This is a genomic window from Pseudobutyrivibrio xylanivorans, assembly GCF_008935055.1.
GTDB lineage: Bacteria > Bacillota > Clostridia > Lachnospirales > Lachnospiraceae > Pseudobutyrivibrio > Pseudobutyrivibrio xylanivorans_A.
In genome coordinates this window covers 3,384,148-3,406,851 of the sequence record NZ_CP043028.1, presented here as the reverse complement: position 1 = coordinate 3,406,851, position 22,704 = coordinate 3,384,148, and the positions used below count along the sequence as shown (strand labels likewise).

Genomic DNA, 22,704 nt, shown 5'->3' with positions numbered 1-22,704 from the left:
GCATATGCTGGTTGGCTTTTTGTGTAATTAGATAACTATTATATATGTAAAAGGGAGGGAAGACTACTTGAGTAAACTAAAATTTCCAAATTTAAAATACTTAGTACCTGACATGGAGAAGAATAAAGTAGAAAAAGAACACTTTTCATTTAATTACGCTAAACAGAAGATTGATTGTGTTTTTTGTATTTGCAATGTGCATTATGAACTTCTAGTGGGAGTGCATATGTTAAATTTTGGCTTTGTAGTTAATATTGAGAAAAACAGTGCGGGAGAATATGTTGCTGAAATAACTGATGAACAGTATGTTCAGTTTTGTAGAGCGTTAAATCTTTCATACAAAGGAGATGGATTCACCTCGAATAAGCTTCTTATGCTTCTTGCCGAGAATACACCCAGCTGCTCATCTGGAATAAGGATAGATTATGGTGTTATGCGTGATTATATCAAGTGCAGACATGTTGATGAAGCATACAAGATATACTTTAAAGGCTGGAATGACCATACAAGTGATGGAAATAGGGCTCATAATTTTGATAAGACAGAATTTTATTTTGGCAAAGAGGTAGGAGATTATTGTCGAATACATAATATAAGTTCCATTTGGACGGATATACCGAGGGAAGAGACCAAGTACAGAAATCCTTGGTAGATAATAATGTATAATGATATCTATTTTATTTTTATAGTTGTCAAAAGTTATAGAATGAAGAAAAAATTATAGAAAGTTATAGAAGAAATATGAGAAGGAGTTCAAAATGACTAACCCATTCACATTATAATTTGGAAAGCAAGGGAAAAAAGTGTTGGTTTTGCTTGATGAGGTGACAAATAATAAATCTATGAGAATCCTTGCACATTCTTTCCAGATATATATTAGGAAAGAATTAGATATATTCATTCTTATGACAGGTCTTTATGAAAATATATACCAGTTACAAAATGAAAAATCATTAACTTTTTTGTATCGCGCTCCTAAAATTCATATGCTTCCATTAAACACAGGAGCCATTATAGATAGTTACAAATCGATTTTCGATATTGATCAGAAATCTGCTAAGGAAATGGCTGATGCAATACTTGGAAGAGTACGTATACCAAAAGATATGGTCAGAACTGTCTGATACGGATCGTAATGTATTATTTGCTCTCGAAGGTAAAGAGGAAATGAAAATAAAGGATTTGAGAGATAAGATAAATATGTCTTCAAGCTTATTTTCAACATACAGGGACCGTCTAGAAAAAAAGGGGTTAATTGATACATCCAAGTATGGATTCATTGGATTGTTACTGCCAAGGTTTTCGAACTTTGTGGAGAAGCAGAGGTAGACAGGATGTTTATATTTCGCGATTAAAAGCATATAAAAAGATTGGGTATGATATTTGTTCTGGAATAGAAGGAGAGAAGCAGGAGGCAAGCGAGGTTTTACAGAGACAGCTTTCGAAATGCCGATAACTAAGGGGAGGATATATACCATTGGTGCCAGCCCATTACGTATGTCGGTTACAATCTGGGCTTGGAACACCTTTTTGAATGGTATCATTGGAATATAATATAGTGTATAATTGAGCTGCGGCGTAAGTCACAGCTTATTGTATTTTATCTATAACTGGCGGAAAAGGAACAAGAAATGGGCATATATTTAAATCCAGGAAATGAAGGTTTTAAAAATATCATAAATGGCATATATAGGGATAAAACGGGGTTGATTGACGTAGTGAATTCTACAATCAACACACCTGACAAGCTTACCTGTATAAGTAGACCACGCCGTTTTGGAAAATCTTATGCGGCAAAAATGCTAAGTGCATACTATGATAAGTCTTGTTCTGATTCTAAAGAACTATTTTCAAAATCTGATTATGAAATTTCAAAAAAGATTCGTTTGAAAAGCATTTAGGTAAGTACAATGTTATCTATTTAGATATAACAGGATTCATTTCATCGGAAGCAGATTTGATTCAGATGATTGGCGGAAATGAAATGCCTGTTGATACGTCTACTTTCCAAAATGACATGACATCAATCAGGACAAAAGATGATGTATTGTCGCTGCTTATCCATTTGGGATATCTTGCATATAATACTACAAAACAAACTGTAAGAATACCAAACGAAGAAATACGAAGAGAGTTTTTGAGTACAATTAAAGTTGGAAGTCATGACGTGACTAACAAAATAATCCTGAATTCAGATCAATTAATTGTTGATACCATTAATTGCGATGAAGATGCTGTTGCAAGGGCGATTCAAGACACTCACGATGCTGGTACTTTTGGTGTATCGCCATTGTTTTATAACGATGAGCAAGCATTACGTTCAGTGGTGAGGTTTGCTTATATTAGTTGTGTAAACAGTTATATAAAGATAGAGGAATTGCCATCAGTACATGGATATGCAGACATTGTATATATTCCAAAGGATGGTTTAGGATTGCCTGCTCTTTTAATTGAATTAAAAATGGATGGAAGTGCGGATGGTGCTATCGAGTAGATAGAGAGAGGAAATTATCCGAAAGTGCTTGAAAATATTGATAATGACATAATTCTTTGTGGTATTAATTATGATGGAAAGACAAAAGAGCACAGTTGTGTGATAAAAAAAATAAATAGGTAAAATTAAAATGTAGAGTATAAGCACTTGTGATTTTGATACATAATTCATGTGGAGTTAGTTTATAAATGGCAAAACGAGAACGAGAAATTACTGATTCTTCGAGGTGCTTGATTGGGGCAAGGTTAGCGCCAGATATAATGAGATAGTTGGAAAGTAATGGTCAAAGGACTATAATTGTGCTAGTATATTATAATAACAGTGTTGGACTGAAATTTTTAAACTTCAGTTCAATGCTGTTAAATTTTGTCTAAAAGAAATTACTTTAATAACATTTCAGATTGGAGATTATATTGAAAGTAGTTGTTACAGGTGCAGCAGGTTTTGCTGGCTATAGTTTGACTAAGGCTTTGCTTGATAAGGGGTATGATGTGTACACCATCCTCAGACCAGGCTCAAAGCATAATGAAAGATTTAATGACATTGCGGGAAATATTCATCCAGTGGAATTGGATTGCGATGATTTTGATCAAATCGCAGAGAAGGTTGCGGTTGATTGCGATGTTTTCTATCACCTTGCATGGTTTGGTGGAAGAGATGATTTTGAAGGACAGAATGCGAATATTACATACACTATAAAGGCTCTCGAGTCAGCAGCCAAGTTAAATTGCAAAAGATTTGTGGGTATAGGATCGCAGGCAGAGTACGGAGTTTGTTCGGGATTGATTTCTGAGGATATTATGCCTGCTCCAGTTAATGCTTATGGAGCTGCAAAGGTAGCTGGAATGTACCTGACCAAGAGAAGAGCAGAGCAGCTTGGAATCCAGTGGGTTTGGGGAAGAATTTTCAGCCTGTATGGAGATTTCGAGCCATCTGGCAGAATGCTTCCAGACTTGCTCAGAAAGCTTAGTACAAACGAAGAGGTGAGCTTGTCCAGCTGTGAGCAGAATTGGGATTATCTTCATGTAAAAGATGCAGCGGATTTAATTGTTGCATTAGGTGAGAAAGGGCATGCTGGCGAGATATATAATATCGCAAACGGTGATTATAAGCCATTAAAGCAGTTTGTAGAGGAAGCAAAAACAGTTCTGAAATCAGAATCTACAATTAATTATGGCAACAGACCAGATCCTTTTATTTCTCTTCAGCCAGACATGAGCAAAACAAAAGCTCACACAGGCTGGGAGCCTAAGATTTCATTTGAAGATGGAATAAAAGCTTTTGTAGAAAGTAGCATTGAATAGATAGGAGCTATATAAATGAAGAAAATTAGTATAATGATTCCTTGTTTCAACGAGGAAGAAAATATTGTTCAGATTGGCGAAGCATGCGAGAAGGAAATTCAGGAAAAGCTTCCTAATTATGATTACGAAATTTGTTATGTAGATAATGCTTCTACTGACAAGACACGTCAGTTAATCGAGGAGGTTTGTGCCAAGAATAAGAAGCATAAAGCTATTTTCAATGTAACAAACTTTGGTCAGTTTAACTCTCCATTCCATGGCATTTGCAGTCTTGATGGTGATTGCGTAATCCCAGTTTGCGCCGACTTCCAGGATCCTGTTGAGATGATTCCTGTTTTTGTTCACGAGTGGGAGCAGGGACACAAGATTGTCAGCGGCGTTAAGGCTTCTAGCAAGGAAAATGGATTTGTTTATTTCCTAAGATCTGTTTACTACAGAACAATCAAGAGAATGTCATCAGTTCCTATGATTGAGCATTTTACAGGTTTTGGTCTTTATGATAAGTCATTTGTAAAGCTTCTTCGTGAGCTTCAGGATCCATTGCCATTTATCCGTGGTATCGTTGCAGAGTATGGCGAAGGCTTCAACCTTAAGACAGTTGAATATGAGCAGCCACAGCGTAGAGCTGGTGTGACTCACAACAATTTCTACACTTTATATGATGCTGCTATGCTTTCATTTACAAGTTACACAAAGTCAGGTCTTCGCATGATGACATTCCTTGGCTTCGGTATCGGTGTCATTGATGTTATTGTAGCTATTGTATATTTTGTTATGAAGCTCCTTAATTGGGATGATTTTGCAGTAGGTATGGCTCCATTGGTTATCGGTATGTTTGGCCTTGGCGCTATTCAGCTTGTATTTATGGGCTTCATGGGAGAGTACATTCTAAACATCAACACTAGAACCATAAACAGGCCTATTGTAGTAGAAGAGAAAAGGATTAATTTTGATTAGTTATGTGGAATTTGTTAGAAAGTATCATTCATTTTTTTATTTACAAAGTCTTTAGACTTAAGCTGTCGGAGGGAAAATATCAGGCATTCATTCAGTTCGTGAAATTTGGAATTGTTGGTGTGAGCAACACGGTAATATCATATGTGCTTTATGCAGTTACTTTGTTGGGATTGCAGAAGGCTGGATTGTTGCCAAAGATTGATTATCTTGTGGCACAGGTGGTTGCTTTCGTTCTTAGTGTTCTTTGGTCGTTTTATTGGAATAACAAATTCGTATTTACGATGAAAGAAGGTCAGACCAGAAATATGTGGAAGGCACTTGCCAAGACTTACGTTTCATACTCATTTACAGGATTGTTTTTGAACTCTATTTTGTTGATTTTATGGGTTCAGCTTTTAGGAATTTCAGAGTTCATTGCTCCTATTATTAATTTGATCATTAGTGTACCATTAAATTTCATTATTAATAAATTTTGGGCGTTTAAAGCGAAGTAATTAACCAGAATACTATACAGAAATGGAGTGTATAAAATGAATTTAGATTTTTACAAAGGAAAGAAAATTTTAATCACAGGTCATACTGGTTTCAAGGGCTCATGGATGTGCAAGGCACTTATCAACACCGGTGCTGATGTTACAGGTTATGCGTTGAAGGCACCTACAGATCCAAGCCTTTTTGATATGCTCGGACTTGCTGCCCAGATGAATTCCATCGAGGGAGATATCAGGGATTTAGATCACCTTCTTAAGGTGTTCGAAGAGATTAAGCCTGAAATCGTAATTCACATGGCAGCGCAGCCAATTGTTCGTGATTCTTACAAGGATCCAGTTTACACATACGAGACAAACGTGATGGGAACTGTAAACATTTGCGAGGCTGTTCGTCGAACAAAGAGTGTTCGTTCATTTGTAAACGTTACTACTGACAAGGTTTATCTCAATAAGGAATGGCAGTGGGGCTACCGCGAGAACGAGGAGCTCAACGGCTTCGATCCATACTCTAATTCAAAGTCATGCTCTGAGCTTGTTACTTCAAGCTACAAGCGCTCATTCTTCACAGATGAGGAGTACCAGAAGGTTTATGGTTGCGATGCGCCAGCTGTTTCTACTTGCCGTGCTGGTAATGTAATCGGTGGTGGCGATTTTGCAAACGACAGAATCATCCCTGACTGCATCCGCGCTGTGTCCGCAGGACAGGAAATCGTTGTTAGAAATCCTTATTCTACTCGCCCTTACGAGCACGTTCTCGAGCCAGTTATGGCATATCTTATGATTGCAGCGGCTCAGTACGAGGACAAGACACTTGCAAGCAGCTACAACGTTGGTCCTAATGACAGCGATTGCTGGACAACAGGCGAGCTCGTTCAGCTCTTCTGTGACAAGTGGAATGCAGCCGTTGTTGGTAAGTCGCTCAACAAGGCATCCTGGGTAAACAAGCATGACGGCGGTCCTCACGAGGCAAACTTCCTCAAGCTCGACTGTAGCAAGCTTAAGACTACATTCGGCTGGCAGCCTGTATGGAATGTTGAGACTACAATGGAGAAAATCGTTGAGTGGTCTGTAGCATACTTGACTGGAGAAAATGTTGCCGAGGTTATGGATAAGCAGATCCAGGAGTTCGAAAAATAAATAATATGGCTTGAAAAAGGAGCCGCCACTAAAGCGACTCCATGTATTCGTCCATGCACTTAAGTCGTGCTAATACATAATTTTCAAAATCATCAAGCTTAATCTCAGGGGCATAGTAGTTGCCATCGGGCCAGCGGTCCATGGTGCGCGCGAATGCCCCTGAATTGTATATATCATCCTCGTAAGTGGTTACATATGTAATATTAATGCAATATCAGCTGTTAAGCAACTTCCTGTTAGTTGTAAAGTAAACGGTAAATCGGTTCTTTCCAAACTTAGTTGAATTTATAGTATAATTGCTCTTGCAACAATACTTTTGCCTTTAACAACTAAAAACTGTTTCTCCCATACATCACTCGCTTTATTACCTTTATCTTATTAACGCTGCCTACTGCTAATCCATTATTATACTGAAGATCAATTCCATTTTTTACAGCATCTATATCTGTTCTAATTCCATTTTACATATGTCTGTAATTCAGGAATGTTATAATCCTCCAGTCTTGATAACCAAGCATCTAGTCTATCTGAATGCTTAGAGTAAATAATTTCGTATAATTCCTTTACTGAAGCGTATAAATCAGCAATTATAGGATATGTCATGCCATCACTTCTCAACTTGATAACTTCAGCTTCATATGGTGCAAGTTTACCGGGAATTCTGACATTGTAATGCCCATTTTCAACGGAATAATCAGGGGACAAATAATTTTGTATCGTCTTAAATGTATGATGCATCTCTTTAGAGATTTCTTCAATCGGAACCCCACTTTTAGCTAGCATTCTGGCATTTTCCACCTCTTGCTGCTTTTGCTGTAATGCCAATAAATGTTGTTTTTCTTTAATTATAATTCTGTCTTCTATCTCAGCGGGTTCAAATTTCAAATACTTTTGAACCGTTTTAGTTGAAGAATGTAATAATAAAGCTATTTCATTTACAGTTAATTCTTCATCATGCTTTTGATGAGCAAATGCAACCCTTTTCGATCTGTTATTAATATCTAGATGTTGTCTATATTCAACATCATTGATGGACAAAGCAGGTATTTGTATTCTAGCGGGAAACTCTCTTATCAAATATTTTGAAACAGCTTCTGTTAGCCCTTTTATTATATGAAACCTGTCACTTACCTGTACAATATTAGGATGTGATTTTCTAGCAGCATTAGCTTATATTTGAGCACCATCTCTTGAGATAACCTCAATATTGGGAAACTGCGAAAGCCAATTATTTACTTCTTCCGTATTTCTTGTAGGTATCAAATCGATGATTCTGTGATTTTCCAAATCTACCATCATCGTTCCATACGAAAATCTTTTTCTTAGAGCAAAGTCATCAACACAAATTTTTCTAACAGAAGAGTTATCCACAAGTGCTGGCATTTTTTTTAAGCATCACACATATGCTGCTTTTCGAAACATTAATATGATTTGATTTCAATATTTTAGAAGCTGCCACCGAGCTCAATTGTGTGGATGTATAAAGAATATTATCCTCTAATCTGGTTGTTTTCTTAGCATTCTTACCAACGAACTTATGAATCTCAGAAAAGGTTTTCCTCTTACATAAATCATTGTCACAGAAAAATTTGCGGGTTGAAACCAATAAAACTACCTTTTTATTTTGAATTGGCAAGTCTTGTATTTCTCTTTGATATGTAGAATGTACTCTACTCGAAATAGCACCGCAATAAGGACATTTAGCCTCTGTTGCTTTATTTGCTATTTCAAATACTATTGTATCTACCTTATTTCTATATCTTATTAATTTATAATTAGTGTCCAAGTCGTTAATAATTGTTTCCATAGCCATCCTCCGATAACTATAATTATCTCACTTTAACACTTTAAATTCAACCAAGACTGGAAAGAACCTATTTACCGTTTACTTCTTTCAAAAACGAATGAGTATTACACTAACAAGGGAAGTATAGATAAAGTTCGTAAGTGTTTGCCATGATGAGTTTAAATAGTTAGGATTTAGAGGATTAGTGCTACATAATGAATAGACCTGATATTTTTAGTATGGAGAGTATTGAAAAAATATTAGGATATTGGTTATGTCTTAATATGAAGAGCAAAATATTACAGTTTATAATTGATGCTGTGGTATTGTTTGGAATAGGATTAGTATGTGATTTTTTCCTATCCTTCTATTTTTGTTTACTTATAGACTATGAAGGTGCATTTGGAGAGATCTATTGGCATATTTTTATCACATATTTCATGATAGTTGTTGTAATAGAGATATTGAATTATGAGCATAAAGATAGGCTAGTTTTAAATAAAATATTAAACTTGGTGATATATATATATATATTAACAAATGATAAAAATGTCAAAAATAAAATTAAAAAAATACTGCTAGGAGATTTTTGTCTATTCTGATTATTCTTGCCAATTTGGTACAAGCATCCTGTAACATTCGGACAATGGTTCCTGTATTATCCGGACAACGGTTCTAATAACATCCGGACAGGATTCCTGTACCAAGTTGACAAGATGACATCTATTTTTCTTCAGTATAATTGTTTGCGTTGGAACTGTCACCTCCAGCGTCAGCTGGCTGATGTTCCACCGTAGGTCTTCTTGATGGACCTTTTAGGTCGAAACGATATGCATTTCGCACGATTCTGTCAAGTACCGCATCTGCAATAGTTGGATCCTTGAAAACCGAAGGCCACTCCTTCACTGGAAGCTGTGCTGAAATAGCGATAGCTCTTTGATGATGGTAACGTTCTTCTACAACTTCAAGGAAATCCTGTGTCATTGGTAAATCCATTTGTTTCATCCCAAAATCATCAAGGATTAATAAATCAGGTTTTACCAGGTCACGCATAAGCTTATTGTATGAGCCGTCACCTTTACCAATGGTCAAATCGGTTAGAAGCCTTGTTGTTCTATAACTTCTAACTGAATAGCCCAAAATACAAGCAGCTCGGCCAAAAGCTGATAGCAAATAGGTCTTACCCACTCCTGTGGCGCCTGTGATAATTAAGTTGTTACCGTTTTTAATCCACTGGCAGTCAGATAGTCTTGCAACATCAGCTTTTTTTATCTTTCTAATTGGATCAAAGTCAATGTTTTCAAGCATAGCTGTAGGTTCTCTTAGCGAAGCCAGCTTAATAAGCCTATCTGTTTTTGCCCGCTGCCTTGCGTCATACTGAGCTGTGATAATCATTGCAAATCGCTCATCAAAAGGTAAGTCTTCTGATGCCGGCAGTTCATCTTGTCTTGCATACTCAAGACGCATCGCATGCAGCTTCATTGTTGATAATTGTTCAGCAGTTTGATAATTCACGGTGTACACCTCCTTTACATCCATTCTCCGATACGGAGATTTTCATGGTATGGAGTTGGGGTGTCCGCATCGGAACTGCTTTGCTTAATTGGTAACGAATCCTGACCATTCTTTAGAATGTTTTTCAGGGTTGTATATGTGACAGAGTTAAGACTAAGTGCTTTTTCACAAGCGTTCTCAACTCTAGTATCACCATATGTACGGCTGAAATTAATCACAGCCATGCATGATTTATAAGCCTGCTCTTCAAACTCATAAGAAGATATAAGCTTATCGACAAAGTTAAATGTGTTTGGTCCTATCCTAAAAGCTTTTTGCTTATAGTAAGTGCCATTAAAACCATTAAATTCAGCAATAGCTTGATGGTTTGCTGGCATGTGATCTGTATTTGTTACGTAGCGCTGACCCGCATATCTTCTTTGATGAATAGCGATTCTATTACCCACTACATCAAAGATTTCTATCTTTTTAGCGTAGGCATGAATTACAACACTACGCTTATAGTAGCTATACGGAACAGAATAATAAAAATCAGCAAATTTTACATGATAATTGTTTGGAACCTTGCTAACCTTTCTGGTTGTAAAGGCTTCAAAACGGTCCTGTGGTAATGGCCTGAGTGCTGGCTTATCTATAGCAATAAAGTTACTTCTTCTTGAACCAGGACGATGCTTAAATTTCACTTCAACAAGCTCTAGGACACGTTCTCTTATGTCGTGATTAAGAGCTTCAAAGCTGTAATAGATTCGTCCCTTAAGCCATTCAAGAAGCCAGGTTTCAAGCCAGCCAACACCTGATTCAACAGAGGCTTTATCACGAGGCTTACGCACTCTTGCTGGAATAATAGCGACCTGATAATGACGAGCCAATGCATTGTATGCCTCATTAATCTTTGGATCATAAAGGTTTGTATGCACAACAGCTGTCTTGCAATTATCTGGAACAAGTATGCGTGGCAAACCACCATACCACTCAAAGGCATCTATGTGAGCCTGATTCCAGTTAAGCTGTGTTTCATCAGGAAAAGCTTCAACAAATGGATACGAACTGTCACCAAGTGTTGTAACAAAGAAATGAGCTTCATGTTTTTCACCTGTGATGTTATCCACGACACAAGGAAGCGTATCGCCAATCCAGTCGATAAATAGTTCCTTGCCTGGCTCTCTTTCCTGAGGCATGACAACATTTTTACCAGTGTTGTCTTTCCACTCATTGTACTTGGCACAGAATCTGCTGTAACTGTATCCATCAGGATACTCAGGACGGTATTCTTCCTGCCAAATGTATTGGAGGTTTCTTCTTGGATTTATCAGTAACTCCTTGTGATAAACCTCCCAATCAGGTTCTTCTTTGGATTGCTTACGCCCAAAAGCGTCAGGATAAATGAGCTCATTAATTCTAGCAGGAGATAATTGTAAAGCATCTTGGTATGTGAGCCCACATTTTTTGCAGCGTGACAAAATTCCAGAAACAGTTGATTTTGAACAGCCAGCTGCTTCTCCAATCTCACGACAAGTTAGATGAATTTCTTCCTTCAAGCGAAGGATTTCAGTAATAGTCATCATTGGTAGACACCTCATTTCATTACCCTCCTTAGAATGTATTTACATACATTCTAAGTGAGTAGAATTGCGATGTCATTTGTCCGGATGTTTCAGGAACCTTGTCCGAGTGTTATAGGATTGCGTGTCCGAATGTTATAGGAACGCTGTCCGGGAGTTACAGGAATGCTGTCCGAATATTGCAAGAATCATCATCTATTCGTAGCGGTATTGGGAATTGTTCTCTATGGTTTTAGTATTGAATCATTTGGAGATAAACTTATAAAATCGGGCGATAACAGTTTATATATGCTTATAATATATATTTTTGTTACTCTCGTATATGTTATTTATGGAAATATTTCTTTTATTGAAAGAGATAATAAGAGACGAAAAATATGGGTTAATACTGTGGCTACAATTTTATGGTTTGCAATTCTTAGCTACAGAATACACATATATGTTGATGGAGCACAATCCGAAATACAGTACATTGATGCTGGTTTGTTGGTATTTAGTGCCTTCTTTATTATTCCCAATATAGAGAAAGATTTAGATTATATAAAATGCGTTTTTGTAGAATTATTTTCACAGGATGTTAGTCGCAAACGCAAAGAATTGCTCGAGTATTGTGATAAACGATGTGATGATACTAGAAACAGGATGACCTTGGTAAAGGAAAATCTAAATAGATTTACAAAAGTATATAAGAGAAGATGGAAAAACGGGGAACGGAAAATGGTAATAATTGATATAATTATTATGGTTATCATTGTAGCAACGTTTTTAATCTGTTATATAGTATTAATTAAAATGATTATATTCAAGCGAGTGGGTTCAAGATTTTGCTAAAGTAGGCACTAATTTTCTGGTTTGGAATTACTGTACAAAAGACGTGGAGATTTGATGACGTTCAAGATGATTTACTGTATATATGTGGGAGAAAAAATAAATCTGATTTATCGGGCTCATAAATTAAGTAAGTAATGTAACTTAGAAAGTGGTTAGAAGAATCGAAACCAAGAAAATATATTCCTAATTATTCAAAAAATATTGACTTCTACCAAATTCTGGAGCAGAAGGCCGATGAGGCGGTTAAAAATGCATCGAAATTGAAAAAACATTTTGCAGGAGAAAAGTGGCCATCTGCGAATTGCAATCCGAGAACAGAGGTTGGGGAGTTGGTGGAGATAATTCGTGAGTAGCGACTTGCGAATAACAAATCGATAAAATATAATAATTAATAGCTAGTGACTGTTTTTTCACAGGTATGATTAGGACATAGATCCTGCGGAGCATCCTGTTTACGGCGCTAGCTATTTTTATAAAGTACAGCAGGAGGCTGCTCAGTAAATAATAATGACCAAACGTGAACGAGAAATAACTGACCCAAACCAAATAGATGAAATCCTACGCTCGTGTATGCACCTGCATCTTGGACTGGTGGATGAAGGTAAGCCTTATGTGGTTCCGCTTAATTATGGCATTACTAAGGATGAGGAGGACGGTCACTACTTATCTACCTCCACAGCGGAAATACCGGACGTAAGTTGGAAATCATTAGAAAGAATCAAGACTGTTGTTTTACCATGGAAAGAAATGTGCAGCCGTTTGAAGGGCGCATAGCCTGCCAGCATGGAACAGCTTATGAGTGTATAATGGGTACGGGAAGGGTACATATCATTGATGATTCTACTGAAAAGATGAAGGCGCTGGAAAGCCTTATGTGCACCCAAACAGGTAGAAGTGACTTTGCCTTTGATGAGCGAATGATATCAATTGTTACTGTGATGCGCATAGACGTGGAGGAGCTCACAGCCAAACGTCGTCCACTTCCAGGAACGATGTAAATAATTACAAACATATTTTATTATAGTGTAAAAGGAGGTATCCCAATGTCAGATATGAACACAAAAGCAATGTACAAGCTATCTTATGGTTTATTTGTCTGCACGGCGGTTGAGGGGCAGCGAATGAACGGCTGCGTCATCAACACAGCCATTCAGGTTGCATCGGAGCCTAACTGCATTTCTATTGCTGTCAACAAGGCGAACTTCACTCATGATATGATTGTGAAGTCGGGCAAGTGCAACATCTCTGTGATATCTCAGGAGGCCAGCTTTGAGCTATTCAAGCATTTTGGTTTCCAGTCCGGTAGGGATGTGGACAAGTTTGCGGATTACCCATCTTCAAATTATAAGATGGCGGACAACGGAATTCCTTACATTACAGCTGGCACAAATGCATATTTTTCATTAGCGGTAAAGCAGACTGTTGATTTAGGCTCTCATACATTGTTCCTGTGCGAGCCAACAGCCATGGAGGTCCTCGCGGACGCATCTTCGTGCACCTATGAATACTATCAAAACAATATCAAGCCAAAGCCGGAAGCAGTGGGTACCACTCCAAAGGGTGAGACTATATGGCGCTGCCGTATATGCGGATACGAGTGGGTTGGAGAGGAGCTCCCAGATGACTTTATCTGCCCTATTTGCAAGCATCCGAAGGCCGACTTTGAAAAAATAGAAAGATAATAAATCAAAGCAAAGTTAAAAGCAATCTGAATGAAATAAACAAGCATTGCCTATAACTTTGCTTTTTTCTTTGTTGGAATGGCTACAAAAGGAGGGGGCCTATGTGTACTGCAGCAACATATTACAGCAAAGATCATTACTTTGGGAGAAACTTAGATTTAGAATTCTCCTATAATGAAACTGTTACCATCATGCCTAGAGGTTACAAATTCCCTATTAGACATGCCGATGACTTAGCGAATTGGATGTTATGTGAGTGCTACATAGTTGCCAAAAGTTATAGAAAGTTATAGAATGAAGAAAAAGTTATAGTAAGTTATAGAAAGAATTAGAAAGCGAGTTCAAAATGACTAATCCATTTACATTATCATTTGGAAAACAGCCACTAACATATATTTCCAGATTAGAACAGACTAATGAGGTTGTTGAGAATTTTTCATCTGAGCCTGCTAATTGCATGATGTATATGATTACAGGGGTCAGAGGAGCTGGAAAGACGGTTTTAATGACAAGCATAGCAAAGGAATTGGCAGAAGATAAAAAATGGATTGTTGTGGAATTGAATCCCGAGCTTGATTTATTAGAGCAGCTTGCAGCTAAGTTATATAATTTACCAGAGAGTCATGTGCTATTTACAAAAGCTAAAATTGATTTGTCATTTTTTGGAATAGGATTAAGTGTAGAAGGTGGGCAGCAGTTTACAAGTATTGATACAGCGATTGAGACTATGTTATCCCTTCTTAAAAAAGAAGGAAAAAAGGTGCTAGTATTACTTGATGAGGTCACAAATAATAAATCTCTGAGAATCCTAGCCCATTCTTTCCAAATATATATTAGAAAAGAATTAGACATTTTTATTCTAATGGCAGGTCTTTATGAAAATATTTACCAGTTACAAAATGAAAAATCATTAACATTTTTGTATCGCGCACCTAAAATTCACATGCTACCATTAAACACTGGAGCAATCATAGATAGTTACAAATCTATTTTTGATATTGACCAAAAATCTGCAAAGGAAATGGCTGATGAAACCAAAGGGTATGCCTTTGCTTATCAGGTTTTGGGATATGTTAAGTGGAGGAATCCAGAAAAAACCTTGAAACAGATTTTACCTGAATATGAGCAATATTTGGAAGAGTACGTATACCAAAAAATATGGTCAGAGTTGTCTGATACGGACCGCAATGTATTATTTGCGCTTGAAGGTAAAGAGGAAATAAAAATTAAAGAACTGAGAGATAAGATAAATATGTCATCTAGTTTGTTCTCAACATACAGAGATCGCTTGGATAAAAAAGGACTGATTGATACATCTAAGTATGGATTCATTGGATTACTATTACCAAGATTTTCAAATTTTGTGGAGAAGCAGAGATAGACAGTTGGAACAACACCAAAGGCAGATTTTGAAAAGGTGGAAAAATGAAAAGTATAGCAATAATGGGTGCCAGTGGGCACTGTAAAGTTGTGGCAGATATTGCCCTTTTAAATGGATATGACGAGATTGTTTTTATCGACAAGAATCCACAGATAGATATGCTAGCGGAGTATCCAGTGGCAGACGAGGATACTGATTTGGATTATTATATTGACCATCACTACGATTTTGTGGTCGGGATCGGAGAGGCCGCAATCCGCCGTAAGGTTCAGGAAATGTTGGAGGAGCGAGGAGCTGATATCGTCAGCCTTATTCATCCGGCAGCAACCATCGCTTATGATGTGAAAATAGGCGAGGGTACAGTGATTATGGCCGGAGCGGTCATTAATCCAAACACTGTAATTGGCAAGGGCTGCATTATCAATACCTGCGCATCAGTGGATCATGACAATGTGATTGGAGATTTTGCCCACATTTCCGTTGGGGCTCACACTGCAGGTACTGTTACAATGGGCGATAACAGCTGGCTTGGAATTGGCGCTGTTGTGAGCAACGATATCAATGTATGTAACGATGTGTTCATCGGTGCTGGTGCTGTTGTGGTGAAAGATATCACTGAGCCTGGAAAATATGTTGGTGTACCAGCAATAAAAACTTTATAGATTATTTATGATAAAACAAACCCCACCGAGCATTGAAATCGGTGGGGCTTTTAACACTAGAAGAAATATTATTTTAATGCCTGCGCAATATCAGTAATAAGATCAGCACTGTCCTCAAGACCGCAGGAAACTCTGATAAGTCCAGCTGGGATGCCAGCCTCTTCAAGCTGCGCGTCTGTCATCTGACGATGTGTTGATGTAGCTGGGTTAAGGCAGCAGCTTCTTGCATCAGCAACATGTGTTTCGATAGCAATAAGTTTAAGCTTCTTCATGAAGCTTTCAGCAGCCTTTCTGCCGCCTTCAAGCTCGAAGGAAACAACTCCACAGCCTCCATTTGGAAGATACTTCTGAGCGATTTCGTAATATTCATCACCTTCAAGACCTGGATAGGTAACCTTCTTTACCTCAGGTTGTTCAGAAAGGAACTTGGCAACAGCAAGACCATTTTCAACATGACGAGGCATACGAACATGAAGCGATTCGAGACCAAGGTTGAGAATGAAAGCATGCTGAGGTGACTGAATGCAGCCAAAATCACGCATAAGCTGAGCGGTACACTTAGTGATGAAAGCGCCTTCCTTCCCGAACTTTTCGGCGTAAGTGATGCCGTGATAGCTATCGTCTGGAGTGCAAAGTCCAGGGAATTTATCTGCGTGAGCCATCCAGTCAAATTTGCCGGAATCAACGATACATCCACCAACAGCAGCGCCGTGGCCATCCATATATTTTGTGGTAGAGTGAGTGACAATATCAGCGCCCCACTCGATTGGACGGCAGTTAACAGGTGTAGGGAATGTGTTATCCACGATAAGTGGTACACCATGCTCATGAGCTGCTTTGGCAAATTTTTCGATATCCAAAACAGTAAGAGCTGGGTTGGCAATTGTCTCACCAAATACGGCTCTTGTATTATCCTGAAATGCTGCGTTAAGCTCTTCCTCTGAAGCCTTTGGAGAAACGAAAGTGACATCGATTCCCATCTTCTTCATAGTCACGGCAATGAGGTTGAAAGTACCACCGTAGATTGATGATGACGCAACGATGTGGCTACCGCATTCGCAAATATTGAAAAGCGCAAAGAAGTTTGCAGCCTGTCCTGATGATGTGAGCATTGCAGCAGTTCCACCTTCAAGCTCGGCAATCTTTGCAGCAACATAATCATTTGTTGGATTCTGAAGACGTGTATAGAAATATCCGCTGGCCTCAAGGTCGAAAAGCTTTCCCATGTCTTCGCTTGTATCATATTTAAAAGTTGTAGACTGTACGATAGGAATCTGGCGAGGCTCACCATTTCCAGGAGTATAGCCTGCTTGTACACATTTTGTTCCGATTGTAGAGTTCATTTGAATACCTCCTAAGAATTTGCTGCATTCACTTTATCACATTAAAGAGTTGATTTCTACAATACTGCATATTTTTGGAAAAAAGTTGCATTTTCCATTAAAGAATGCAAAGATAAATTGATATGATTTCTTGCATGGAAAGATGAAAATCCACCAAAGAAACTACAGATTTTGAAGGGATTTAGTATTTATGCTATTTAATTCATATATTTTTATATTCCTATTTTTGCCTATATGCATACTGGGATATTTCCTGTTGAATCGAAATGGAAAATATCAGCTGGGACATGCCTTTTTATTGGGAATGTCCCTGTGGTTTTATGGCTATTTCAATCCAAGCTATCTGCTGATTATAATAGCAAGCGTGTGTGTGAACTATACCTTCTATTATTTGATGAAGCGGATGCAGAAGGAGACAATGCTTGCCGCTGTAACAGAGAATTATGAGCTGGCAAATGTAGCCAGTTCCTGTATTGGCAGGCTGAATAAATGCAAGCCAATAATGATGTTGGGAGTTGCGGTAAACCTTGGAATTATCTTTTATTTCAAGTACATGGATTTCTTCATCGAAAATGTTAATGCCATTGCAAAGACCGACTGGCCGCTTATGCACATTGTGCTGCCTCTCGGCATCAGCTTTTTCACATTCCAGCAGATTTCGTTTATCGTGGACACTTATCGCGGAGAGGTTCCAGAATATGATTTTCTCACATACGCCTGCTATGTTACATTCTTCCCACAGCTTATTGCCGGCCCAATCGTCACTCACGATGAGCTGATTCCACAGCTTAAAGATAAGTCGAAGAAGTCGGTGAATTGGGACAACATGGCGCGTGGCTTCTACATGTTTGCCATCGGAATGGGCAAAAAGGTGCTGCTTGCAGATGTTTTTGGTGTGGCAGTAAACTGGGGTTATGAAAATGTTTCTGAATTACAAGCGACCAATGCCATTCTCATTGCGGTTGGATACTGTTTCCAGCTTTATTTTGATTTCAGTGGCTACTGCGATATGGCAACAGGCCTTGGAAAGATGTTGAATATCGATTTGCCACAGAACTTTATTTCGCCATACAAGGCACTTACTATCACTGATTTTTGGAATCGCTGGCACATGACTCTCAGCCGATTCTTTACCAGATACGTGTACATTCCGCTTGGCGGAAGCCGTAAGGGAAATGTGCGTACCTATGTGAACTTGTTTATTGTATTCCTTCTTAGCGGCTTTTGGCATGGAGCGGCATGGACCTTTGTTCTTTGGTCGGTGTTGAATGGAATCTTTTGCATAATCACTAGAATGTTTAAGAAGTTCTTCAAGGAACTACATCCTGCATTGGGCTGGATGATTACACAGGGCTTTTTCACTCTGTCGGTAGTGTTCTTCCGCGCCAATACAATTCATGACGCAGTGGAGCTGATAAAGCAGATTCTTTATGTGGATTTCACACCAATCGATGTTCATATCTTGGAGGCATTCAAAATCCCGGGCCTGAATTACTTCTGGGATGGCACAGCACTGACACATTCTTTGCCATTTATTTATGTGGCTGTATTCTATTATTTGGCCCTTTATATTGTGCTTGGTTGCAAGAACTCCTTCGAGAAGATGAAGGCGTTTAAACCGACTGTCGCGAACATGCTTTGGTCGGGCGTACTGCTCGCCTGGGCAATTGCGTCGTTGTCCGGCATAAGCACATTCTTATATTTTAATTTTTAAAAATACGTAGAGCCTGTAGGCGTAACAGGCGGACTTGGAGCTTTTAGATGGTAAAATCAAGAAACTGGTTGATTGGCTTGTTGATAGTAGTGGTGGTAATTCTTAGTATGGTGGCCACCGTCATAATATATATTGATCCATACTTCCATTATCACAAGCCAAATGAAAACTTATATTACGATTTAAATAACGAACGCAGCCAAAATGATGGCATCATCCGCCACTTCAATTACGATGGGATGATTATCGGAACCTCTATGGCTGAGAATTTTAAGACTAGCGAAGCAGAGGAGCTGTGGGGCGGCACTTTTATCAAGGTCCCATTTGCTGGCGGAACCTACAAGGAACAGAATGACAACATTGCTAAGGCCATTGAATACAATCCAGACCTGAAGGTGGTAATTCGTCCTTTAGATTATGCTTATCTCATGGATGATAAAGATCGAGTTCGTAACGACCTTGGGTCATATCCTGAGTATTTGTACGATAATAACCCATTCAATGACGTGAAGTATATTTTCAATAAGCAGATTCTCTTTGATATTTGTCTGCCAATGCTTGATAACGCCAGGGCTGGGGTTGCAGGAGGCGTCACATCTTTTGATGAGTACGCTAATTGGATGGAGGATGCCCAGTTTGGCGCTGCAGTGGTACTTGGTGATAGAACGGAATATAAGCAGCCAGAGACCATTCAGCCATTCGTTGATGAAGTAAAGGAAATGGTAGAAGCCAATATCACTCAGAACGTAACGGAATTGGCTAAGGCACACCCTGAGGTGCAGTTCTATTACTATTTGACTCCATATTCCGTGGCTTGGTGGGGCTCCCAGATGGAGCTTGGCACTGTTGACAGGTGGCTTGCCGTGGAGCAGTATGCCATTGAGCTCATGCTAGAGTGCGATAATATACATCTATATTCCTTCAACAACGAGTTCGACATCACCTCAAACTTGGACAACTACAGTGACGAGTGCCACCATGGCGACTGGATGAACTCCCAAATTTTAGCGTGGTTGTTCAGTGGGACTGACCAATTGACACAGGATAATTACAAGGATTATTTATCTGTTGAGAGCAATTATTATAGATATTTTGATTATCAGGGGATTCTCACGAATAGATAGACTATAGAAACAATAATATTTTAGTAATATGGCTATAATGTTATAATCCTGTTATGGAGGGCTAGATTATGGTAAACCATTATACAATGCCAATTGATGAAATAATTAACCGAGTAGTCGCTATTGCGCATAAATATAATGTGGAAAGATTAGATCTTTTTGGTTCATTTGCGTTAGGAACAGCATCTGAAAGAAGTGATATAGATTTTATTGTTAGAGGATGTAGTGATATTGATAATTTCGAGGAAGAGGTTAACAACATACCTACACTCAGAAAAATTGACATTTTTAATTATGATGAAGTTTGCAGTGACTTGCTAAGGGAGGATATGGATAAGTATGGAAAGCAAATATTTTAATAGATATCAGAGCCTTTGCAGGAGCCTTGAAAACTTGAGACAATCAAGAGGTGCAGATATTGATGATCAGTTTGTTTTACCAGCAACAGTTCAGAATTATAATCTTACTTTTGATTTATCTTGGAAGGTGTTAAAGGAATTAGTGACCCATGAATTTGGAATGACTGATTTTGCAGCGGGGTCACCAAGAGAAGCATTGAAATCAGCTTTTTCAGTTGGACTGATTAGTGATGACAGATGGATGGATATGCTCAGAGTTAGAAACACTTTGGCTCATGATTATGATGGACAGGTTGCATTAAGATATTTTGATGATATTGTTGGTGATTATTTCACTTTAATTGAAGCTATGGTTATGGATATTGCACAGTACTATAAGGAATAGTAGAGATTAAAAATGTTTGAAATTAAAGGGATTGAGAAAAGTTATGGAAAGCATCAGGTGCTGCAGGGCGTAAGCTTTACTGTGGAACCTGGTGAGATAATTGGAATATTAGGAGCGAACGGCAGTGGCAAGAGCACACTGCTTTCTATTCTTGCGGGATTACAGCGGCCAAATGGCGGCTTTTTTTGTATGGGTGGCAAAGATTTGATTGGTGATTCAAAGTTGAAAAACCAGCAAATAGCCTTTGTACCACAGGAGAATCCGCTGATAGAAGAGTTGAATGCCTGGGATAATCTTAGGATGTGGTACGACAAGGCGACACTTGAAAAGGAACTGAAAAATGGAGTGCTTAAGCTCCTTGGTGTGGATGAATTCCTGAAGGTGCCAGTGAGAAAGATGTCTGGTGGAATGAAAAAGCGCCTTACTATAGCCTGTGCCATGAAGGGCAGTCCAAAACTCATGCTACTGGATGAGCCTACAGCAGCCTTGGATTTGGTATGCAGAAATAAAATCTATGACTATTTTGAGCAGTTCAGAAGTGAAGGTGGATCTATTATTGTGGCGACCCATGAACTACAGGAAATTGAGCTGTGTGACCGCTGCTTTATTTTGAAAAATGGTGTACTTTCTCCATACGAGTTTGATGGTGATTTACCACATTTGATAGGAAGGCTGTAGCATGATTAGCTTCAAAGATTATTTCCTGGTACAACTGAAAAGAATTCTAAAAATCCTTCCTGGAACTATCGTGATGCTGGCTATTTTTGCAGTCCTTTGCGGGACTATAGCCTATGCTTTGATTAATAATGAATCGATACTTGCGGAACATCAGCGATACAAGCTTGGTGTAGTTGGAGATACTTCAGATGATATGCTTACTATGGGCATAGAGCTTCTTGAAAACAATGACGATTCTCGTTTTATGCTGGAAATAGTGCGGTTGAATGATGAGTCTAAGGCGAAGGCGGCATTGCGCGAGGGAGCTATTTCAGCCTATGTTTTGGTAAACGACGATTTTATAAATTCGTTGAATGCGTTATCCAATGATATGAGTTTAGAATATTTTGCAACTTCAGGCCAAAGAGGAATAACTAATGTGATGATGGATGAAATTGCAGACATCGCATCTAATCTTGTAGTCAATTCGGAAAAAGGATTACTTTCGCTGAGGAAGCAAATGGAAGATGCAGGATATCCTGCAGAGGTGATAAATGGCAATACAAATGAGCTTCTAGCCCTTTATATTGGGGCAATGCTGGCCAGAACAGACATGGCAGAGATTAAGGATTTAGGTCTATCTGACGGTTTGTCTACAGAGCAATATTACAGCATTTCCTTGAGTTTATTTTTCTTACTTTTGATGTCATTTTGTGGAGTGAGCCTTTTTCTGGATGATAAAAAAGCAACCCATAAGTTTGTTAGCGCAAAAGGACTTGGAGCGGTTAGGCAGATTCTTGCGGAATTCCTAGCCTATTTTTTAATGAATTTATTTTGTGTAGAAGTAATCTTATTCTGTGTAAGAAGACTTTCAAATATAGGTGCCATTTCTAGTGAAAGTGCTGAAATGATTGGAGATTCTTTATTTATTAAATCAGAGATTAACATAATTCCGACGATAATTCTCTTCTCTGCATTAGGATTTTTGATATTTGAAGCTATCTCAGGAGTGATTAACAAGTGCTTGGCAGCTTTTTTTCTTTACACAGGCATGGCATACATTTCCGGATACTTTTATCCGAAGTCTTTTTTCCCAGATGCACTTCAGAGGATAGGGGGTGTTCTTCCAACAGGTGTTGCTTTTAGATATATGGAAGGGCTTCAGCGCGAATCTTTTTCATCAATTACTTCAAGTCGGATGATGGTTGGAGCCTATATTAGCCTGCTGCAATGCTATTTACTTATAGCTGCATATACTACTGTGTGTGTTTTAGGGGCAATTATCGTTAGAGGACTAAAAATTCGAAAATGAGATATCTT

Annotated in this window: 27 protein-coding genes and 1 pseudogene; 23 read left to right on the top strand and 5 right to left on the bottom strand. The window is 38.4% G+C overall.

Annotation, left to right across the window (positions count from 1 at the left end; translation table 11 throughout):
- The first annotated feature begins 67 nt into the window (after positions 1–67).
- From FXF36_RS15285 to rfbG, 9 genes are all read left to right on the top strand, one after another.
- Positions 68–652, top strand: coding sequence for a DUF6037 family protein (locus FXF36_RS15285; RefSeq protein WP_151625575.1), 585 nt, complete (start codon positions 68–70; stop codon positions 650–652).
- Between the two features lie 172 nt (positions 653–824).
- On the top strand, positions 825–1,124 hold the full coding sequence (locus tag FXF36_RS16425; protein WP_167511235.1) for a hypothetical protein: 300 nt from the start codon (positions 825–827) through the stop codon (positions 1,122–1,124).
- Positions 1,072–1,329, top strand: coding sequence for a winged helix-turn-helix domain-containing protein (locus tag FXF36_RS17035; protein ID WP_151625572.1), 258 nt, complete (start codon positions 1,072–1,074; stop codon positions 1,327–1,329). Before FXF36_RS16425 ends, FXF36_RS17035 begins: the two co-directional genes overlap by 53 nt.
- A 302-nt stretch (positions 1,330–1,631) precedes the next feature.
- Complete coding sequence (locus FXF36_RS16685) at positions 1,632–1,901, top strand: AAA family ATPase (protein WP_243143539.1); 270 nt, start codon at positions 1,632–1,634, stop codon at positions 1,899–1,901.
- A gap of 65 nt (positions 1,902–1,966) precedes the next feature.
- A complete protein-coding gene (locus FXF36_RS16680) occupies positions 1,967–2,494 on the top strand; it encodes a hypothetical protein (protein WP_243143538.1) in 528 nt (175 codons plus the stop codon).
- Between the two features lie 413 nt (positions 2,495–2,907).
- On the top strand, positions 2,908–3,798 hold the full coding sequence (locus FXF36_RS15265) for an NAD-dependent epimerase/dehydratase family protein (RefSeq protein ID WP_167511421.1): 891 nt from the start codon (positions 2,908–2,910) through the stop codon (positions 3,796–3,798).
- Between the two features lie 15 nt (positions 3,799–3,813).
- The gene (locus FXF36_RS15260) at positions 3,814–4,755 is read left to right on the top strand and encodes a glycosyltransferase family 2 protein (protein WP_151625568.1); all 942 of its coding nucleotides are present in this window, start codon (positions 3,814–3,816) and stop codon (positions 4,753–4,755) included.
- Positions 4,756–4,757: 2 nt separating this feature from the next.
- Positions 4,758–5,249 (top strand): GtrA family protein, encoded by a 492-nt coding sequence (locus FXF36_RS15255; RefSeq protein ID WP_151625566.1) that lies wholly within the window; start codon positions 4,758–4,760, stop codon positions 5,247–5,249.
- A gap of 36 nt (positions 5,250–5,285) precedes the next feature.
- Entirely contained in the window at positions 5,286–6,383 is a 1,098-nt protein-coding gene (gene rfbG, locus FXF36_RS15250) for a CDP-glucose 4,6-dehydratase (protein ID WP_151625564.1), read from the top strand.
- 450 nt (positions 6,384–6,833) lie between these two features.
- Here the strand turns inward: rfbG and FXF36_RS15245 are convergent.
- Positions 6,834–7,766, bottom strand: a pseudogene (locus FXF36_RS15245) (ISL3 family transposase).
- Positions 7,747–8,190, bottom strand: coding sequence for a transposase family protein (locus FXF36_RS16675; RefSeq protein WP_243143537.1), 444 nt, complete (start codon positions 8,188–8,190; stop codon positions 7,747–7,749). The pseudogene FXF36_RS15245 and the gene FXF36_RS16675 overlap by 20 nt, the downstream one beginning before the upstream one ends.
- Positions 8,191–8,384: 194 nt before the next feature.
- Here FXF36_RS16675 and FXF36_RS15240 point away from each other — a divergent pair, with 194 nt between their 5' ends.
- On the top strand, positions 8,385–8,771 hold the full coding sequence (locus FXF36_RS15240; protein WP_167511420.1) for a hypothetical protein: 387 nt from the start codon (positions 8,385–8,387) through the stop codon (positions 8,769–8,771).
- 121 nt (positions 8,772–8,892) lie between these two features.
- Here FXF36_RS15240 and istB read toward each other — a convergent pair whose 3' ends face one another.
- Positions 8,893–9,684, bottom strand: a complete 792-nt coding sequence (gene istB, locus FXF36_RS15235; RefSeq protein ID WP_167511419.1) for an IS21-like element helper ATPase IstB — start codon at positions 9,682–9,684, stop codon at positions 8,893–8,895.
- Between the two features lie 14 nt (positions 9,685–9,698).
- Complete coding sequence (gene istA / locus FXF36_RS15230; protein WP_151625558.1) at positions 9,699–11,264, bottom strand: IS21 family transposase; 1,566 nt, start codon at positions 11,262–11,264, stop codon at positions 9,699–9,701.
- Positions 11,265–11,411: 147 nt separating this feature from the next.
- Here istA and FXF36_RS15225 point away from each other — a divergent pair, with 147 nt between their 5' ends.
- The 7 genes from FXF36_RS15225 to FXF36_RS15195 all read left to right on the top strand — a co-directional run bounded on the left by FXF36_RS15225 (position 11,412) and on the right by FXF36_RS15195 (position 15,802).
- Positions 11,412–12,077, top strand: coding sequence for a hypothetical protein (locus tag FXF36_RS15225; protein WP_151625556.1), 666 nt, complete (start codon positions 11,412–11,414; stop codon positions 12,075–12,077).
- 507 nt (positions 12,078–12,584) lie between these two features.
- Positions 12,585–12,851 carry a pyridoxamine 5'-phosphate oxidase family protein gene (locus FXF36_RS16670; protein WP_243143536.1) on the top strand — a complete coding sequence of 89 codons (267 nt, stop codon included), beginning with the start codon at positions 12,585–12,587 and terminating at the stop codon, positions 12,849–12,851.
- The gene (locus tag FXF36_RS16665) at positions 12,776–13,075 is read left to right on the top strand and encodes a pyridoxamine 5'-phosphate oxidase family protein (RefSeq protein ID WP_243143535.1); all 300 of its coding nucleotides are present in this window, start codon (positions 12,776–12,778) and stop codon (positions 13,073–13,075) included. Before FXF36_RS16670 ends, FXF36_RS16665 begins: the two co-directional genes overlap by 76 nt.
- Before the next feature lie 54 nt (positions 13,076–13,129).
- A complete protein-coding gene (locus tag FXF36_RS15210) occupies positions 13,130–13,759 on the top strand; it encodes a flavin reductase (protein ID WP_151625840.1) in 630 nt (209 codons plus the stop codon).
- A gap of 101 nt (positions 13,760–13,860) precedes the next feature.
- Positions 13,861–14,052: a linear amide C-N hydrolase gene (locus FXF36_RS17030; protein WP_151625554.1), complete on the top strand. Its 192-nt coding sequence runs from the start codon at positions 13,861–13,863 to the stop codon at positions 14,050–14,052.
- A 53-nt stretch (positions 14,053–14,105) separates the two neighbouring features.
- Positions 14,106–15,140, top strand: coding sequence for a DUF8462 domain-containing protein (locus FXF36_RS15200; protein WP_151625552.1), 1,035 nt, complete (start codon positions 14,106–14,108; stop codon positions 15,138–15,140).
- Between the two features lie 44 nt (positions 15,141–15,184).
- Positions 15,185–15,802 (top strand): acetyltransferase, encoded by a 618-nt coding sequence (locus FXF36_RS15195; protein ID WP_151625550.1) that lies wholly within the window; start codon positions 15,185–15,187, stop codon positions 15,800–15,802.
- Between the two features lie 68 nt (positions 15,803–15,870).
- Here the strand turns inward: FXF36_RS15195 and FXF36_RS15190 are convergent, their stop codons facing one another.
- Complete coding sequence (locus tag FXF36_RS15190) at positions 15,871–17,145, bottom strand: O-acetylhomoserine aminocarboxypropyltransferase/cysteine synthase family protein (RefSeq protein ID WP_151625548.1); 1,275 nt, start codon at positions 17,143–17,145, stop codon at positions 15,871–15,873.
- A gap of 256 nt (positions 17,146–17,401) precedes the next feature.
- Here FXF36_RS15190 and FXF36_RS15185 point away from each other — a divergent pair, with 256 nt between their 5' ends.
- The 6 genes from FXF36_RS15185 to FXF36_RS15160 all read left to right on the top strand — a co-directional run bounded on the left by FXF36_RS15185 (position 17,402) and on the right by FXF36_RS15160 (position 22,696).
- Positions 17,402–18,859, top strand: coding sequence for an MBOAT family O-acyltransferase (locus FXF36_RS15185; RefSeq protein WP_243143534.1), 1,458 nt, complete (start codon positions 17,402–17,404; stop codon positions 18,857–18,859).
- A 47-nt stretch (positions 18,860–18,906) separates the two neighbouring features.
- Entirely contained in the window at positions 18,907–19,983 is a 1,077-nt protein-coding gene (locus FXF36_RS15180; RefSeq protein WP_151625544.1) for a hypothetical protein, read from the top strand.
- 68 nt (positions 19,984–20,051) lie between these two features.
- Positions 20,052–20,342: a nucleotidyltransferase family protein gene (locus FXF36_RS15175; RefSeq protein WP_243143533.1), complete on the top strand. Its 291-nt coding sequence runs from the start codon at positions 20,052–20,054 to the stop codon at positions 20,340–20,342.
- Entirely contained in the window at positions 20,323–20,727 is a 405-nt protein-coding gene (locus FXF36_RS15170; RefSeq protein ID WP_151625542.1) for an HI0074 family nucleotidyltransferase substrate-binding subunit, read from the top strand. The genes FXF36_RS15175 and FXF36_RS15170 overlap by 20 nt, the downstream gene beginning before the upstream one ends.
- 12 nt (positions 20,728–20,739) lie before the next feature.
- Positions 20,740–21,405, top strand: coding sequence for an ABC transporter ATP-binding protein (locus FXF36_RS15165; protein WP_151625540.1), 666 nt, complete (start codon positions 20,740–20,742; stop codon positions 21,403–21,405).
- Between the two features lies 1 nt (position 21,406).
- Positions 21,407–22,696, top strand: a complete 1,290-nt coding sequence (locus tag FXF36_RS15160; RefSeq protein ID WP_151625538.1) for an ABC transporter permease — start codon at positions 21,407–21,409, stop codon at positions 22,694–22,696.
- Positions 22,697–22,704: the final 8 nt, after the last annotated feature.